Source organism: Corynebacterium appendicis CIP 107643 (genome assembly GCF_030408415.1).
GTDB lineage: Bacteria > Actinomycetota > Actinomycetes > Mycobacteriales > Mycobacteriaceae > Corynebacterium > Corynebacterium appendicis.
Genome location: NZ_CP046976.1, coordinates 1,994,498 through 2,010,354 on the forward strand (window position 1 = coordinate 1,994,498; position 15,857 = coordinate 2,010,354).

Here is a 15,857-nt window from a genome sequence, read left to right on the forward strand (position 1 = left end):
TGGCGTTCTACGTGCTGCGCGAGACGCGGCATGTGCTGCGCGAGACGCGGCATGTGCTGCGTGCGAGACTCGGCATGTGCAGCGTGCGAGACTCGGCTAACAGACAACAAGAAAACTCTCGATGCGGGCGACGCTAAGGCCGCCACCGATCGCCACGGGGCCCTGCCCGTGCCAGTCGGTGCAAAGACGCTCGATATCCGCCAGCTGCGCACCGCCGATTGTTTGCTGCCCTTGCTCGCGCAGCCACGCGAGGATCCGGCGCTGGCGAACGGGCGCGGGAGCGGCGGCCAAAACGGCGCAGTCGCTGGTCGGGCTGAGGTCGGTCAACGACGCGAGGAGAGCCTGGTCCGCGGCGATGCGCTCGGCGGTGCGGGCGAGTGTCGGCACGGCATCGCCGCCGATGAGGTCGGTCAAGGCGGGAATGACTGATTGACGGACGGCGACGCGGCGGTAGGCGGGGTCGTCGTTCATCGGGTCATGCCAGGGTTCAAGCCCGAGCTCGGCGCAGGCGCCGACGGTGTCGGCGCGGCGGACACCCAAAAAAGGCCTGACCAGACGTGGGCCGGCATCGAGAACCGAGACCGGCGCCATTCCGGCGGGGTTGCCGCGCAGGGCACCGAGCAGGAGGGTCTCCGCCTGGTCGTCGAGGGTGTGGGCGGCCCAGATATCGCGGCCGTGTTCCGCCGCGGCGCTGGCAAGCGCAGCGTAGCGGGCAGTGCGGGCGGCGGCTTCGACGCTCTCGCCCGGCGCGGCATCTACGGTCACGCGGACAATATCGGCCAGTACCCCAAGTTCAGCTGCCTGGGCGGCGGCACGGGCAGCCACATCGGCGGAACCGTCCTGCAGCCCGTGGTCGACCACGAGGGCGCGGACGTTCTTGTTCTCGGCGGCGGCTGCGGCAACGAGGGCCAGGGAGTCCGGCCCTCCGGAGAGCCCGATGAAGGCGGGATCGGTGAGGGGGCGCAGGGGGCGTCGACAAGCGAGAAAATGCGGCGACTGGCGAGGCCAGAACGGTGCTTGCGGCATGGGCGCTAGTACTGGCGGAGCGTGGACGTGAATTCGTCCATGAGGCGGCGCGCGGTGAGAATGTCGCTGTCGTTGCTGATCATGGCGAATGTGTACACGTTGCCCACCTCGGACGTGACCGTGCCGACCAGCGCGGACGTGCCGGTCAGCGTGCCGGTCTTCGCGCGGACCCAGCCCTTGCCGTCGAGGTCGCCGTAGCGGTCGTAGAGCGTGCCGTCGCCGCCTGCGATCGCGAGGGTGGGCAGCAGGTCGCGCAGCTCGTCGGTGGAGGTGGCGCGGAGCATGATGTCGTCGAGAAGCCGCGGCGGAATGAGATCGAAGCGCGACAGCCCGCTGCTGTCCGCCAACGTCACGCCGGAGATGTCGAAGCCGTGCTCGGTGAGCGTGTCCAGCGTGGCCTGGGGTGAAGTGCCGCCGCGCTTGCGGGCGACCTCGCGGCCGATCGCTTCGGCCATGACGTTGTCCGATTCCTTGACCATCTCGCGCATGCGCTCGGTCAGTGGCGGCGACTCCACGCTGGCCACGACCTCGCCGTCTTCCGGCGCGGGGCCGAAACCGACGGTCTGCGCGCCGACCTTGTCCGCGAGCGTCTGCGCCACATCCAGCGCCGGGGTGTGGGAGCGCGGCACATCGCCGCTGGGCTCACCGTTCAGGCGTGCGCCGCTGATCATCGCGGGCTCCATGGGGGCGACGAAGCCGCCGTCGATGTCCAGCGGATCCCAGCCCGGCATCTGGGTCTCCTCAGGCCAGATCGACGTGTCGATGTACACGGCGGAGGCGTCGCCGACCTTTTCAGCCAGCTCGTCGACATCTTTCGGTGTGAGCCACACATCTCCCGCAGCCTTGATGGTCACCGCGTCGCCCTTGCGCACGACGTCGGTTTTCAGCGTCGCGTCCGGCTCGAGCGTGTACAGCGCCGCCGCCGCGGTGAGCATCTTCGTCGCACTGGCCGGCTGCAACGGATCGCCAGCCGCCTGCTCGAAGACCGTTGCCCCCGTCGTACCGTTGCTCACGCGCACGTGCAGCTTGCCGAACTGCGGGTTCGCCGCCTGCGCCCCCAGCTCTTCCTTCACCTTCGCCTCGTCGACCGGCTCCCCCGCCGCCGGCTCCACCGGCAACGGCTCCGGCAGCTCCATCGAATACGCCGGCGCATGGTTCAACTCGCCCAGCTCACGCTGCGCCACCACGCCCGTGCCCGCCGCACCTGCGACAGCCACCACTGCGACAGCGCCCACGGCCCACGGCCACTTCTTTTTCGTTTTGCTCATCGGGGTTAAGGGTAGCGCGGATAGTCCATGCCACCGGAACAGACGCCTGCCCTCCGTTTCGGAGAACTCCATCGAGGAAATCAGCGGAGATAATGGTGGCAGAGAGAGGAGGGACAACGATGACTTCGAAGATGACCAAGGAAGATAGACGACGCGAGTGGGCCAAACTTGCGGTCAAAGCTAGCGAGCAGACTGGCGAGCCACTTCCACAAGACTTTTACGAGCGCACTGGGATTCGACCTACCAAGAGCGATTCTTTTCGCGCATACGTCAAGCGGACATCTCGCAAAAGAGTATCTCGCAAGGGGAACAGCGCTAAGCTCCCCGGGCACCGGCAATCAGACTGCGGACATCCCGGACCCTGATGACCGCGTCATCGGCAACCGTCTAGGCAACCCCCGCCTCGATGAAGCGTCGGAGCACGACGCCGGTAGCCACGTTTTCCTCGCGCGCAATCTCGCGCACCGCCTCCAGCACCGCCGTGGGCAGACGCACAGTGAAAGCACTCATCGCGTCCGCACCTGACCGGTCACCGAAATCTGCCGGCGTCGCACGCTCGACAAACTCTGAGGTGTCGGTGTTGTCGTAGAAATCGCGCAACTTCGAAACATCCTCGCTGTGCATAGCTGTTCGCTTCCTCCCTAAACTTTTCACATCCCCGCCCCCTCGTGTACGTATCGCACACGCCCACCGGCGTTGCATTCTCCCCGCTCGCCGTGCTCTCCCACTAGATGCGTCCGAAACCGCCATCTAAAACCGCAGGTGAAATGTTGCCTAAGTTGCTACTGGGATCCGAACCTCAAACGGATCTAGTGGCGCGCCCGGGTCCACGGCCAATCCAGACCGAAACAACCACGAAACCGTGACCACTCCCCGAGCGAAACCGAGCGAAACCGAGCTGCCCGCGCAAACCCCACTACCCCGCACACCCCGCCCAGCCCGCAGGCTACGATGGTCCCCAGAATTGCACCGCTACAGATAAAGGAGCGCACATGGCTATTGAGGTCATCATTGAGATCCCGAAGGGTTCCCGCAACAAGTACGAGGTCGACCACGAGTCCGGCCGCGTCTTCCTGGACCGTTACCTGTTCACCCCGATGGCGTACCCGGCGGATTACGGCTTCATCGACAACACGCTCGCGGACGACGGCGACCCGCTGGACGCCCTCGTCATCACTCCGGAGCCGGTCTTCCCGGGCGTGACGGTCATTGCGCGCCCGATCGGCGTGTTCAAGATGACCGACGAGGCCGGCGGCGACGACAAACTCCTCTGCGTCCTCGACGACGTGCGCTACGAGTCCTACCAGGACATCGACGACGTCTCCGACTTTGTCAAGGACGAGATCGAGCACTTCTTCGTCCACTACAAGGACCTCGAGCCCAACAAGGAGGTCACTGGTTCCGGCTGGGGCGACAAGGCCGAGGCCGAGAAGATCTTCGAGGACTCCCTGAAGAACTTCAAGGCCCAGGGCGAGGAGAACTCCCGCGAGAACCTCGAAGAAACCAAGGAAGCGAAGACCGTCAACTAAAGCCTTTCGCTTCTCGACGAACGCCCTTCCCGCACCCCACCTTCCGTGCGTGAAGGGCATTTTTGCATGAAAGCCGGCCCCTACTCGGGCTGATCCACAACCCCCTGCAGCTGCCACCCGATGACGGCGTTGCGCACGGCATCTTCGAAGGGGTTTGCGGGCTGGATGCAGGAGATGGTGAGCAGGCGGCCGGGCATGGGGACATTGCCCCAGATCTCGGCGGACTGGGACAGGCCCTCCTTGTCGGGCTCGTGGAGGTCGGTGGCTTGGTATGTGAGCCAGCGGTCACCGGATTCCTGGGTCTTCAGATACATGGTGTCGCCGGGGTTGATGGTGTGGCGCTGGCCTTGAACGTCGTAAAGCTTGTCGAAGACGGCGGGCACGCCTGCCGCCGCGTGGCCCGCGATGACGACGATGTCCTCGCTGGTGGTGCCGGGCAGCACGTAGGGCTTGTCCTTGGCGGTGAACGCGCAGGCTTCGCTGAGGGTGTCGGGGTCGATCGCGCCGTCTTTGAAGCGGCAGTCGCCTTCCTCAAATTTGGCGGTCATGTCGAGGCCGGGGATACGCATCTCCACGGGCCGCGACGGCGGGATGTCCGCCTCCCCGACGTCGATGGGCTGCTCCACCGCCTGATTCGCCTGCTCCTTCCACGCCTTCATCTCGCGGTCGTGTTCGCTGGGCACGCAGGCACGGATGAACCCCACGACGAGCACAAGCATCAGCAGCACAGCGACAATGCGGCGCATCTTGTACACCCACGGCGGCTGCGGCTTGAAGCGCCGCGGCGGGGTCGCTGGTTTTACGGAAGGGTCCGGGGTGCGGCGGGGGGCGGCGGGACGTCGATAAGCGTCGCGCGTCGCGAGCGACACCTGCGGGGTTGTCCGCGGTGTGTACCCGCGCGCGTCGTCGCCAGCCATAGCAAAAACAATAGTTCATCTAGACTGGCGCCATGAAGTCAGTACAGGTCAACGAAGTACCCGAAAACGCCCAGCTTATCGACGTCCGCGAGCCCGACGAGTTCTCCGACACCCACGCCAGAGGCGCCGTGAACTTGCCTCTGTCCAACTTCGCAGCTCTCTCCGAGCAGATCGACTTTGATCAGCCCATCTACGTCATCTGCAAATCCGGCGGTCGTTCCGTCGAGGCCTCCCAGTACCTCGAAGCTGTCCGCGGCACCGAAGCGATCAACGTTGTCGGCGGCACCCAGGCGTGGGTCGAAGCTGGTCTGCCGACCGAGTAGTTCCAGCTGGGTTGGTGGGGTGTTTTATCTTCACCCCCAACCAACCATAGGAATCCCCCATCACTGCTAGATTGATGCACATGGCAGAATCCTTGGAGCACCCCACCGCCCTGACCCGATCCCCCTCGTTCCAGATCGAGCGCGTCCGCCGCGCCACGAAGGACGAGGTGGAAAAAGCATTGGCCGCACTCGGCGCAACCATGCGCGAGTTCTGGGTGCTGACATGCACTCTCGAGCACGCCGCGAGCCAGACCCAGCTTTCCGAGCTCCTCGCCATCGACGCCTCCGACATGGTGCGCCTCATCGACTCCCTCGAGACCCACGGCTGGGTCTCCCGCGAGCGCGACCCCAAGGACCGCCGCCGCCAGATCATCATCCCCACCGACGAGGGTGCCAAGGCTCAGGAACAGCTCGCCGCCGCCGTGGCCGAAGCCGAAGACCGAGCTCTCGATGCCACCACGACCAAGCAGCTGAAGCACCTCCGCAAGCTGTCCCAGGCGATCATGACCGAGCCGCACGGCTCCGATGAGGCTGACACTGCCGGGAACGGCTCCCCCGCTGACTCCCCCAAAGACACCGACTCCAACTCGTCGTCCGAGAAGTCGGACAAATCGGAGAAGCCTGCCAAGGCTGACAAGCCCGACAAATCCGAGAAGTCCGGAAAGTCAGGCAAATCCGGGAAGTCCGGCAAGTCCAAGTAGCCTGCCACCGATCCGGCTGGCGGGCGCACACCTGTTCCTCGGGCCGCTGGATCTAGATTGACCTTGACTTCGTTGTGGCACGCAAAAGCCCAGGTCGATTTTTGTGTCCGCGGCAACGACTGGAACTATCTCCGGACGGCAAAACTCCCCACCGCTGCCGGCGAGTGATGCCAGCAGCAGCAGGGTGGGGAGTTGAAGTTCATGCCTTAGACCAGGCGACGGCGACCGAACGCGAAGATCGCTGCACCCATGATGGATGCGAGCAGCAGGCCAACCAAGCCCTTCGCGATGGTGTTGTTGCCGGTCTCAGCGTTGACGCCGCGCTCGGAGTCAGCAGCATCGTTGCCGCCAACCTCGACGACCTCGTCGCCTGCCGGAACATACTGCTCGTCGCCAGCTGGAGCACCCTGCTCGCCCTCAGCGTTATCGGCTTCGAGGGCGATCTTCTTTTCGTCCTCGATCTGGTCGACCGGGGTGTAGACGAGTCCCGCGTCGTTGACGTAGAACTGGCCGTTGCTGTGCAGGTACCAGGTCGCACCCTCGTGGTTGATGGTGGCGGCCGGTGCACCCAGATTCTTCTGAGCGTCGGCAGCCGGTGGGGCACCCAGAGCAAGGGCGCCGGACAGCGCGATGGCAATAGCGGTCTTGTTGAAGCGCTTCATAGATTCTCTCCTCGGGGAAGTTGGAAACGGAAAAGAGTCCCAAAGCAAGGTGGTGAACCGTGCAGCCAAGAGACAAGTCTCGACCCGTACTTCAGGGTTAGCTCCACTGTAAGTGAGAGTCACACTAATCACAACGGCATCACAGGCACCATCCGTGGGCTTTCGATAGCCACGGTGAGGACCGGCTTCGACTTGGCGTCGACGCTGGTGGAGCCCACCATCTGGTCCTGCGCGTTAGTCGACGCGACCGTAGCCCTGTCGAACTTGATGCACTTCGTCTGCGGCAGGGTGGACTCGTCCCCCCACACCCTGTACTCCGCACCGACCTTGAGGTCCTTGACCACATCGTCTTTGTTTCAGCCGACGGTGATCGTGCCCTCCACAGGCGCGATGTTCGGTAGGTAGAGTTTCTTCGCCGCGTCGTAGGTGCCCTCGCGATCGGAGCGGTATTTCACGTTGAAGGTCGCGCCGTCCAGATCCTTGCCGCTCGCATCTTTGCGCGATGTGAGCTGCAGTTGCTTTTCGACGTCGAATTGCGTCGTGCCGCATTTGATCCTGAATCTGTACGCCAGGTTCGGGATCGTGCTCGCTCCGTTCACCTATTCACTGTCCGTGATTTATACATGCAACTGAATGAATTGACTCCCGGCCGAGGAATTGCGTCGGCGGCAACACACTCAGGAGCCGAAGGCCGCCTTGATCGACGCGATCGTCACGGCAGAACCCTCGGCGCATACGATAGCCACTTCGACCGCATCGCCGAAGGTGCCACGGAGCGCGGCGAAGCCGCAGTCGACGGCCGTGGCGGAGTTGATGGGCATACCGGTCATCAGCATGGTGCGGGCGCGGGCACCGCCGACGAGGCCAGCGAGAGCGTCGGCAAGCTCGGGCGTGACGGGAACGCCCATCCGCGCCACCGGAATGGCAAAGCGTGCCGGTGGCGCCACCACCCGGATATCGCACGCCCCCGCCAGCATCGCCCCGGCACCGATCGCCGGGCCGTTCACGTACGCCACCACTGCTTTCTCCGCGCCACGGATGATCTCCAGCACGCGTTTCAGCGCCGGGTAGATCGCGGCAGGATCGCCGGAGGACAAGTCTGCCCCAGCGGAAAAGGCGGAGCCGGCGCCGGTAAGGAGGATCGAGGGGGCGTCGCTAAGCTCCTGCTCAAGCGTTTCCGCGAGCTCGACGAGCAACTCTTCGCTGAGCGCGTTGCGCTTCTCGTCGCGGTCGATGGTCAGGACGGCGACGCTGTCTGCGGGGCGGGTGACGTTGATGAACACACTGACGACCCTATGCCCAGCGGGCGGGGCGCACAACGGGAGCGGGGTTGAATCTCGCTAGGACAGAAACGAAAACTTAGATGTTAACCCCAAAAATTAGTTTCCCGAGTGATCCGACGAACCCGCCGAAATCTCACCTGGGGAAACTAAGTTCTGGGGTCAACATCTAGCCAAGGCTAGAACCCGAGACCTGAGAAACTAGTCCCCGATCTGGTCGCGGCCACGCTTCACGATCAGCGGGTCCGGCTCCCCCACCACGTCGTGGTCCTTGTTCGTGTATTCGAACTTGGACAGGATGTAGCGCATCGCGTTGACGCGGGCGCGCTTTTTGTCGTTGGACTTGATGGTCACCCACGGGGACTCGTCGGTGTCCGTGTAGCGGAACTGCTCTTCCTTCGCGCGGGTGTAGTCGTCCCACTTGTCCAGCGAGGCGAGGTCCATCGGCGACAGCTTCCACTGGCGCACCGGGTCGACCTGGCGGATGGCGAAGCGGGTGCGCTGCTCCTTGCGGGTGACGGAGAACCAGAACTTGGTCAGGGAAATGCCGGAGCCGAGGATCATGTTCTCCAGCATCGGCACCTCTCGCAGGAACTCAGCATGCTGCGACTCGGTGCAGAAGCCCATGACGCGCTCCACGCCCGAGCGGTTGTACCAGGAGCGGTCGAAGAAGACGATCTCGCCGCCGGCCGGGAAGTGCTCGATGTAGCGCTGGAAGTACCAGGAGGTCGACTCGCGCGGCGACGGCTTCTCCAGCGCGACCGTGCGCGCACCACGCGGATTCAGGTGCTCGTTGAAGCGCTTGATCGTGCCACCCTTACCAGCTGCGTCACGGCCCTCAAAGATGATGATATGGCGCTGGCCCGTGTCCTTGGTCCAGTTCTGCCACTTCAGCAGCTCGATCTGCAGTGCGCGCTTCACCTTGTCGTATTCGTCGCGCGTCATTCGCTCGTCGTACGGGTAATTCTCGCGCCACGTCTGAATCGGGGTGCCGTCCGCCTGCAGCAGCACTGGGTCGTCTTCGTCGGAGTCGTCGACGTAGTAGCCTTCGGTCTGCGTCAAGTCGATCAAGGGCATGTCATCATCGTTCGCCATGCACGCCAGTTTAGCGGCGCGCGCGTGCCCCCGCTGACCAACGCTTATCGACGTTCGCCTCAACCCCCCCACCCCCCAATAAATGCAGAAATCCCGCTGCAAAAGCAGCGGGATCCTTGGGTGCTCGCTATATCTCTAGCGAAGCTGGGCTCCTACTACGGGAGGAGGCCGAGCAGGGTCGCGAGGCCGTCAGCGGCGGTGACGAGCGGCTTCATGAAGCTGTAGATCGGCTCCCAGATAGTGCCGATTGCGGATGCGAAGTCGGAAGAACCCTGAATGAATTCCATGATATTTCTCCTGTGATGTATTTAGAGCTGGTAGGTCAGATTAGTTGGAGGACCCGGAAGAGAGGGCCTCGAAGGTCTCCTCCTTGAAGAAATCCTTGATCTTGTCGGTCGGGGTCGAACCGAAGAAATCGGTCAGGCCGCTGATGACCTTGTTCCAGCCGTTCCAGGTGTCCTGGAAGTTCTCGAGGTGCCAGATGATGGTGTTCACGTCCATATGAAAATCTCCTTGAAGTCACCGGCTGACGCCGGATGAGGTTTCTGGTGTTCAGACACCCCGATCGGGCGTCGCGAGTGCAATATTGCCATAGATCTCTCAGCCGTCAATACGTGTGGAGGCTCTACGCGGCTAGAGCTGACAACCTCGGGCGAGACCTGGAACGTGAACTTTAGGTGAAGCGAACGGCGCCATACGCCACTGCCTGCACGTTTTTCGGTGCAAAATTTACAGTTCGGAAAACAACTGCTTTCCTAGTAATACGCCGTAGACAAGCTACGATATGCCGAAACCTTCGGAAAAGAACTTTCCTTGACTATTCCAAAGTCCCCCAATCCGGGGGTATAACAGAGATCCACTTTGACCAAACGTGCTCCTGCGACCCAGTTGCTTCACAGCGCAATGTTGCTGGAACGTGACAGAACAATCCCCACCCTTAAGCAATCGGTACAGCGATCGCCTAGGGGTGGGGACAGTGGGAACGCGGGTAGGCGCGTCGATAAGCGAGAAAGCTCGCTTACATCATGCCGCCCATAGCCTCCGGGTCCATGGCGGGAGCTGCGGGCTCCGGCTTCTGGGCGACGACGGCCTCGGTGGTGAGGAAGAGGCCGGCGATGGAGGCGGCGTTCTGCAGGGCAGAACGGGTGACCTTGGCCGGGTCGGCAATGCCGTTGGCGAGCATCTCGACGTACTCGCCGGTGGCGGCGTTGAGGCCCTGGCCTGCCGGGAGGTTGGCGACCTTGTCGGCGACAACGCCCGGCTCGAGGCCGGCGTTGAGGGCGATCTGCTTCAGCGGTGCGGAAAGAGCCTCGCGGACGATCTTGACGCCCGTGGCCTCGTCGCCCTCGAAGCCGAGGTCGCCCTCGAGCTCCTGGGCTGCCTGCAGGAGAGCGACGCCGCCGCCGGCGACGATGCCCTCCTCGACTGCAGCCTTCGCGTTGCGGACGGCGTCCTCGATGCGCAGCTTGCGCTCCTTGAGCTCGACCTCGGTGGCCGCGCCGACCTTGAGGACAGCGACGCCGCCGGCGAGCTTAGCCAGGCGCTCCTGGAGCTTCTCGCGGTCGTAGTCGGAATCGGAGTTCTCGATCTCGGCGCGGATCTGCTTCACGCGACCCTCGATCTGGGCCTGCTCGCCAGCACCCTGAACGATGGTGGTGTCGTCCTTGGTGATGACGGCCTTGCGCGCCTGACCGAGCAGGGAGACGTCAGCGCCGTCGAGGGACAGGCCGACCTCCTCGGAGATGACTTGGCCGCCGGTCAGGATCGCGATGTCCTGCAGCATTGCCTTACGACGGTCGCCGAAGCCCGGCGCCTTCACTGCCACGGATTTGAAGGTGCCGCGGATCTTGTTCACCACGAGGGTGGACAGGGCCTCGCCCTCGACGTCCTCGGCGATGATCAGCAGCGGCTTGCCGGACTGCATGACCTGCTCCAGGACCGGGACGAGCTCCTTGACGTTGGAAATCTTGCCGGAGACGAGAAGGATGTACGGATCCTCCAGGACAGCCTCGCCGCGCTCCATGTCGGTAGCGAAGTAGGCGGAGATGTACCCCTTGTCGAACCGCATGCCCTCGGTGACCTCGAGGTCAACGCCGAAGGTGTTGGACTCCTCGACGGTGATGACGGACTCCTTGTTCACGGAGCCGTTGCCGACGGCGTACATTGCCTCGGCGATCTTCTTGCCGATCTCCGGGTCAGAGGCCGAAATACCTGCGGTGTTGGCGATCTCCTCCTCGGTCTCGACCTCCTTGGCGGAGTCGAGAAGGACGGAGGACACCTTGTCGGTAGCGGCCTGGATGCCGCGCTTGATGCCCATCGGGTTGGAACCGGCGGCCACGTTGCGCAGACCCTCGCGCACCAGCGCCTGCGCCAGGACGGTCGCGGTGGTGGTGCCGTCGCCGGCGACATCGTCAGTCTTCTTGGCGACTTCCTTGACCAGCTCGGCACCGATCTTCTCGTACGGGTCCTCGAGCTCGATATCCTTGGCGATGGTCACGCCGTCATTCGTAATTGCCGGCGCGCCCCAGGACTTCTCCAGGACGACGTTGCGACCCTTGGGGCCGAGGGTGACCTTCACAGCGTCAGCCAGGGTGTCGAGACCCTGTTCGAGACTGCGGCGTGCTTCCTCGTCGAATGCGATCATCTTTGCCATGTGAGTTTGTTGCTCCTCGTTTATATAGGAAAGGGCGACGCCACTCTCACGTCATAAAAGGTCCAAGCGGGCGCCCGCGACGGCACGGCTGGTGAGTGCAAAACAGCCTCACCCGCTCGAAATGAACTTTTTAGCACTCACTTGGCGGGAGTGCTAAAGCCATTTTTAGCAGTGTGCGGCTGCAAGTGCAATGTTGGGGCGAGGCCGTGGCACGCGCCTCTAGCGCTACTCGACGCTACGTGGCGCTACTTCGTGCTGTCGACAGTCCCGGCGCGCTCAGCGGCGGCTGCCGCATCAGCCGGCGCCGTGATGGGCAGTTCCTTCGCGGCCTTGGCGGTGCGCTTGTAGATGAACGCGATGGCGGCGACGAAGAGGACGACGCCGACCAGCGTGGTCCAGGCGTTCTCCTCGAAGATCTCCAGCGGGCTCTCCCCCTGGGCAGTGGCGATGATGCCGGCATTGACCACGCCGAACAGGGACTCGCCGACGATGAGGCCGGTGGCGCCCAGGGTGCCCATGCGGATCGCGGACTCAGGGTTGCGCTGGTGGGAGGCCCAGCGGTTGTAGAAGTGGCCGATGGCGGCACCGATCGGGACCATCACAGTGACGCTGACCGGCAAGTACATGCCCATGCCAACAGCCAGCGGCGGCAGGGAGTACTTCTTGTCGGTGGTGGCGGTGAGGATCTCGTCGATGATGATCACGACGCTGCCGATGGCGGCGCCGAGGAAGATGAGGTTCCAGTTCAGGGAGTCGTCGAAAATACCGGTGGCGACAGAGGACATGAGCACTGCCTGCGGGGCAGCGAGCGCGTCGGGGCCGGCGCCTTCCATGCCGTCGAAGCCGAAGCCGGTCAGCATCAGCTGGAGCACGGGCGGAATCACCAGCGAACCGAAAACGACACCGATGACGAGAGCGACCTGCTGCTTCCACGGTGTGGCGCCGACGAGCTGGCCGGTCTTCAGGTCCTGCAGGTTGTCGTTGGAGATCGTGGCGATGCCGAAGACGATCGCGGCGGTGAACAGCGTGTAGGCCACCAGGGAGGACGCGGACGCGTCAGTACCCGCGGTGAAAGCGGCGATGAGCAGAGCAGACGCGATCACCGCGATGATGCCCACCGAGGAAATCGGCGAGTTCGACGCACCGATCAGGCCAGCCATGTAACCGCAGACCGAGGCGATCACCAAGCCGGCGATGAGGATGAACAGGACAGAGATCGTCGTCAAAGCGAAGGCGTGCTGGTGAATATCGGTGTCGCGCTGGAAGTCCCAGAGCAGGAAGCCGATCGGGATCATGGACACCAAGATGACTGTGGAGACGATCGGGAACGGTATGTCCTGCTCCGTCACGTCGACCTCTGTGCCGGCGGCGCGCTTGCGCGAGCTGGACAGGGAGGCGCTGACCCCCTTGACCACCGGACCGGTGATCTTGATCAGGGTCCACAGTGCGGCGACGGCCATGGTGCCCACGCCGATGAAGCGGATCTCGGAGGCGAAGGTGGTGGAGACGATCTCGGAGAGATCGGCGACGGAACCGTCGACAATCGACGACGTGCGCCACGGAAGAAGAATGAAGAAGGAGATGACCACACCGGTGAGCATGGCGATGCCGACCGTCATGCCCACGAGGTGGCCCACGCCGATGAGCGCGAGGGAGAGCGAGCCGCCCAACATCGTCGCGCCCTTGGCGAATTTGAAGGTGCCCGCGATCTCGCTGGCAGCCGCCTTCATCGCGGCGAGCAGGCCGTAGAACGCGGAGACGATGCCGCCGATGACGATGGTGCGCAGACCCTTGACGTTCTCCTCGTTATTCGGGTCGCCGTCGCCGACGCGCAGCACCTCGGCTGCTGCCACGCCCTCCGGATACGGCAGGTCGGAGCCGGTGACCAGCGCGCGGCGCAGCGGCACCGAGAACATCACGCCCAGCGTGCCGCCGAGCGCGCACACCAGCGCCGTCGTCCAGAACGGGAAGCCCTGCCAGTAGCCGATCATCACCAGACCCGGCAGCACGAAGATGATCGCAGACAGCGTGCCCGCCGCCGACGCGATCGTCTGCACAATGTTGTTCTCCTTCACATTGTGCCCGGCAAATTTGCGCAGCACCGCCATCGAAATGACGGCCGCAGGAATGGACGTCGCGAACGTCAGGCCCACTTTCAGGCCCAGGTACACATTCGCCGCGGTGAACACGAGCGTGATCAAACCGCCGATGATGATGCCGCGCAGTGTGAGCTCGCGCAGTTGCGTCCCGTTATCCATTTCCAACCTTTCTCACGGTGTAATGGCAGGAACATTACTCTGCCGCCAACAACGGTTGAAAACTGGAACGATCTATGCGGGCCAGGGGTTTTGACCGGCCACGCGCCGTCGATAAGCGTTGCCCCTAGAACTCGCTGTGGAACCTGCCGCTCTTTCTGCGCACGACCACCACGGGCCTCGGCTGCGGGAGCCAGTAGCGGAAATAGCGCTCCTTCATGTGTGCGATTGCCGCTTGATGTCTTTGGGCAGGCCGATCGCCTCGCCACACTAGCCGAACGGCAGCTCCTCCCCCGACAGCATGCGCGCGACCTTTCGGTTCTGCATCGGGTCCTCGTTGCCTTTCCAGCGCGCGTTCTTGTCCACAGAGATGTCCACGGCGACCATGCTCCCGCTTGACGACGGGGTCGAACAGGTTCCTGACATACGGCCACGCGATCTGCACGACCAGCGAGACGAGCAAAAGGGTCAGGACGACCGTTTTGAACGGATCCTCCGCCATGTGCCCCGCGAACCATTCCGTCACCTCACGCACCCCCCTAGGTCGATGTAGCGCCGATGCTACAAGGCAGACGCGCCGCGCACCGCGGATTCGGGCGCTGGTACGTTCGAGCTCATGAGCACTTTTGAACCGAACCGCGAACGGATTTTCAACGACCTTTCCGCACTCGTGTCCTTCAATTCGCCCCACTCCGTGCCGGAGCTCGCCGAGCAGCACGCCGGCGCCGCCGACTGGGTCGCAAGCGCCTTGGCCGAGCGCGGCCTCGAGGTCGAGCGCCACGCCACCGTGGACAACGCCGACGCGATCATCGCCCGCAAGCACGTCAGCGACGACGCCCCGACCGTCCTCCTTTACTCCCACTACGACGTCGTCCCGGCCGGCGACCCGGCAGCCTGGACCGCGGACCCGTTCACGCTCACCGAGCGCGACGGCCGCTGGTACGGCCGCGGCGCCGCCGACTGCAAGGGCAACGTCGCGATGCACCTTGAGGCACTTCGGCTTATCGACGAAGCCGGCGGCACCGACGCCAACCTCGTCGTCCTCGTCGAGGGCTCCGAGGAGCTCGGCGGCGGTGGTCTGGAGAATCTGATCGAGGAGAAGCCGGAACTGTTCGCAGCCGACATCATTCTCATCGCCGACTCCGGCAACGTCACCGTGGGCACCCCGACCCTGACCACCGCTCTGCGCGGCGGCGCCCAGCTCAAGGTCACGGTGGAGACCCTCCGCGGCGCCATCCACTCCGGCACCTTCGGCGGCCCCGCCCCGGACCCGGTCGCCGCCCTCATCCGCACGCTCGATTCGCTCCGCGACGAGACTGGCCGCACCACCATCGACGGCCTGGGCGACGCCCTTTCCGCCACCTGGCCCGGTCAGCCCTACGACACCGAAGCCTTCCGCAAGGACGCCGGCGTCCTCGACGGCGTCTCCCTCATGGGCGACATCGACTCTGGCGGCGAGAACGCCGCCGACATGGTGTGGGCCCGCCCCGCCGTCACCGTCATTGGCTTCACCTCCACCCCGGTCGACGAGGCCGTCAACGCCATCATCCCCCGCGCCGAAGCCCAGCTGAACCTCCGCGTCCCCGCTGGCATGGACCCCGCCGCGGCCGCCGAGGCCCTGAAGAAGCACATCATCGACCACACCCCCTGGGGCGCCAAGGTCGAGGTGGAGATCTTCGACGTCAACCACGGCTTCGCTACCGACCCGTCCCGCCCGGCCATCGCCCTCCTCGGCGAGTGCCTCGAGGAGGCGTACAAGGAGGCACCCGCTTCCGCCGCCCCCGGCGGCGTGTCCAACGACCTCGTTTCCGTCGGTTCCGGCGGCTCCATCCCCCTGACCGCCAAGCTGCAGGAGCACTACCCCGACGCCGCCATCGCCATGTACGGCGTCGAGGACAACAACGCCGGCATCCACTCCGTCGACGAGTCCGTGCACCCGTTCGAGATCGAGCGCGTGGCCGTCGCCGAGGCGAAGTTCCTCCAGCGTGTCACCTCGCTGTAAGTCGGGCTAGGGTGCCGCGCCCCGCCGGCCACGGCAACAGTCGGCTACGGCACAAACCCAGCTACTTAGACCCAGCTAATTGCCCTAAAACCGGTGAATAGCTGGATCCAGGTAGCTGGGTTTTCATTGCGTGGCCGCAGCTGCCC

At 64.1% G+C, this 15,857-nt stretch carries 16 protein-coding genes and 1 pseudogene; 4 read left to right on the plus strand and 13 right to left on the minus strand.

All coding sequences use genetic code 11. The features are described 5' to 3' along the window. Positions 1–96: 96 nt before the first annotated feature. From tilS to CAPP_RS09825, 3 genes are all read right to left on the minus strand, one after another. The gene (gene tilS, locus CAPP_RS09815) at positions 97–1,026 is read right to left on the minus strand and encodes a tRNA lysidine(34) synthetase TilS (protein ID WP_076598995.1); all 930 of its coding nucleotides are present in this window, start codon (positions 1,024–1,026) and stop codon (positions 97–99) included. A 5-nt stretch (positions 1,027–1,031) separates the two neighbouring features. Further along, complete coding sequence (gene dacB, locus CAPP_RS09820; protein WP_076598996.1) at positions 1,032–2,294, minus strand: D-alanyl-D-alanine carboxypeptidase/D-alanyl-D-alanine endopeptidase; 1,263 nt, start codon at positions 2,292–2,294, stop codon at positions 1,032–1,034. Between the two features lie 387 nt (positions 2,295–2,681). Then, the gene (locus CAPP_RS09825; protein ID WP_076598997.1) at positions 2,682–2,918 is read right to left on the minus strand and encodes a hypothetical protein; all 237 of its coding nucleotides are present in this window, start codon (positions 2,916–2,918) and stop codon (positions 2,682–2,684) included. A gap of 368 nt (positions 2,919–3,286) precedes the next feature. Here CAPP_RS09825 and CAPP_RS09830 point away from each other — a divergent pair, with 368 nt between their 5' ends. After that, positions 3,287–3,823: an inorganic diphosphatase gene (locus CAPP_RS09830; protein ID WP_076598998.1), complete on the plus strand. Its 537-nt coding sequence runs from the start codon at positions 3,287–3,289 to the stop codon at positions 3,821–3,823. A gap of 80 nt (positions 3,824–3,903) precedes the next feature. On the opposite strand, the gene CAPP_RS09835 is transcribed toward CAPP_RS09830, so the two are convergent. Next, on the minus strand, positions 3,904–4,740 hold the full coding sequence (locus CAPP_RS09835) for a sortase family protein (protein WP_234958806.1): 837 nt from the start codon (positions 4,738–4,740) through the stop codon (positions 3,904–3,906). A 32-nt stretch (positions 4,741–4,772) separates the two neighbouring features. On the opposite strand from CAPP_RS09835, the gene CAPP_RS09840 reads away from it, so the two are divergent. Further along, the gene (locus CAPP_RS09840) at positions 4,773–5,063 is read left to right on the plus strand and encodes a rhodanese-like domain-containing protein (protein WP_076598999.1); all 291 of its coding nucleotides are present in this window, start codon (positions 4,773–4,775) and stop codon (positions 5,061–5,063) included. Between the two features lie 80 nt (positions 5,064–5,143). Next, positions 5,144–5,569: pseudogene (locus tag CAPP_RS09845) on the plus strand (MarR family winged helix-turn-helix transcriptional regulator); the annotation flags it as partial. 401 nt (positions 5,570–5,970) lie between these two features. Here the strand turns inward: CAPP_RS09845 and CAPP_RS09850 are convergent. From CAPP_RS09850 to CAPP_RS09890, 9 genes are all read right to left on the minus strand, one after another. Then, positions 5,971–6,426, minus strand: a complete 456-nt coding sequence (locus CAPP_RS09850) for a hypothetical protein (RefSeq protein ID WP_076599000.1) — start codon at positions 6,424–6,426, stop codon at positions 5,971–5,973. Between the two features lie 128 nt (positions 6,427–6,554). Next, positions 6,555–6,770: a hypothetical protein gene (locus CAPP_RS09855; RefSeq protein WP_076599001.1), complete on the minus strand. Its 216-nt coding sequence runs from the start codon at positions 6,768–6,770 to the stop codon at positions 6,555–6,557. 12 nt (positions 6,771–6,782) lie between these two features. Then, complete coding sequence (locus CAPP_RS09860; protein ID WP_076599002.1) at positions 6,783–7,025, minus strand: hypothetical protein; 243 nt, start codon at positions 7,023–7,025, stop codon at positions 6,783–6,785. 78 nt (positions 7,026–7,103) lie between these two features. After that, complete coding sequence (locus CAPP_RS09865) at positions 7,104–7,709, minus strand: enoyl-CoA hydratase-related protein (protein ID WP_076599003.1); 606 nt, start codon at positions 7,707–7,709, stop codon at positions 7,104–7,106. A 198-nt stretch (positions 7,710–7,907) separates the two neighbouring features. Continuing rightward, entirely contained in the window at positions 7,908–8,801 is an 894-nt protein-coding gene (ppk2, locus tag CAPP_RS09870; RefSeq protein WP_076599004.1) for a polyphosphate kinase 2, read from the minus strand. 155 nt (positions 8,802–8,956) lie between these two features. After that, positions 8,957–9,088, minus strand: a complete 132-nt coding sequence (locus CAPP_RS09875) for a hypothetical protein (protein WP_268753093.1) — start codon at positions 9,086–9,088, stop codon at positions 8,957–8,959. Positions 9,089–9,128: 40 nt separating this feature from the next. Beyond that, complete coding sequence (locus CAPP_RS09880) at positions 9,129–9,302, minus strand: hypothetical protein (RefSeq protein ID WP_159437729.1); 174 nt, start codon at positions 9,300–9,302, stop codon at positions 9,129–9,131. A gap of 517 nt (positions 9,303–9,819) precedes the next feature. Beyond that, complete coding sequence (gene groL / locus CAPP_RS09885; protein ID WP_076599005.1) at positions 9,820–11,454, minus strand: chaperonin GroEL; 1,635 nt, start codon at positions 11,452–11,454, stop codon at positions 9,820–9,822. Positions 11,455–11,699: 245 nt separating this feature from the next. Further along, positions 11,700–13,712 (minus strand): OPT family oligopeptide transporter, encoded by a 2,013-nt coding sequence (locus CAPP_RS09890; protein WP_084560546.1) that lies wholly within the window; start codon positions 13,710–13,712, stop codon positions 11,700–11,702. A 613-nt stretch (positions 13,713–14,325) separates the two neighbouring features. Here CAPP_RS09890 and CAPP_RS09895 point away from each other — a divergent pair. Then, entirely contained in the window at positions 14,326–15,711 is a 1,386-nt protein-coding gene (locus CAPP_RS09895) for a M20/M25/M40 family metallo-hydrolase (RefSeq protein WP_076599006.1), read from the plus strand. Positions 15,712–15,857: the final 146 nt, after the last annotated feature.

Bases quoted from the DNA above. Each gene is read 5' to 3' on its own strand.
- CAPP_RS09895 (WP_076599006.1), top strand. From the start codon at position 14,326: ATGAGCACTTTTGAACCGAACCGCGAACGGATTTTCAACGACCTTTCC.
- CAPP_RS09825 (WP_076598997.1), bottom strand. From the start codon at position 2,918: ATGCACAGCGAGGATGTTTCGAAGTTGCGCGATTTCTACGACAACACC.
- groL (WP_076599005.1), bottom strand. From the start codon at position 11,454: ATGGCAAAGATGATCGCATTCGACGAGGAAGCACGCCGCAGTCTCGAA.
- CAPP_RS09830 (WP_076598998.1), top strand. From the start codon at position 3,287: ATGGCTATTGAGGTCATCATTGAGATCCCGAAGGGTTCCCGCAACAAG.
- CAPP_RS09880 (WP_159437729.1), bottom strand. From the start codon at position 9,302: ATGGACGTGAACACCATCATCTGGCACCTCGAGAACTTCCAGGACACC.
- CAPP_RS09890 (WP_084560546.1), bottom strand. From the start codon at position 13,712: ATGGATAACGGGACGCAACTGCGCGAGCTCACACTGCGCGGCATCATC.
- CAPP_RS09835 (WP_234958806.1), bottom strand. From the start codon at position 4,740: ATGGCTGGCGACGACGCGCGCGGGTACACACCGCGGACAACCCCGCAG.
- CAPP_RS09875 (WP_268753093.1), bottom strand. From the start codon at position 9,088: ATGGAATTCATTCAGGGTTCTTCCGACTTCGCATCCGCAATCGGCACT.
- CAPP_RS09840 (WP_076598999.1), top strand. From the start codon at position 4,773: ATGAAGTCAGTACAGGTCAACGAAGTACCCGAAAACGCCCAGCTTATC.
- ppk2 (WP_076599004.1), bottom strand. From the start codon at position 8,801: ATGGCGAACGATGATGACATGCCCTTGATCGACTTGACGCAGACCGAA.
- CAPP_RS09850 (WP_076599000.1), bottom strand. From the start codon at position 6,426: ATGAAGCGCTTCAACAAGACCGCTATTGCCATCGCGCTGTCCGGCGCC.
- tilS (WP_076598995.1), bottom strand. From the start codon at position 1,026: ATGCCGCAAGCACCGTTCTGGCCTCGCCAGTCGCCGCATTTTCTCGCT.
- dacB (WP_076598996.1), bottom strand. From the start codon at position 2,294: ATGAGCAAAACGAAAAAGAAGTGGCCGTGGGCCGTGGGCGCTGTCGCA.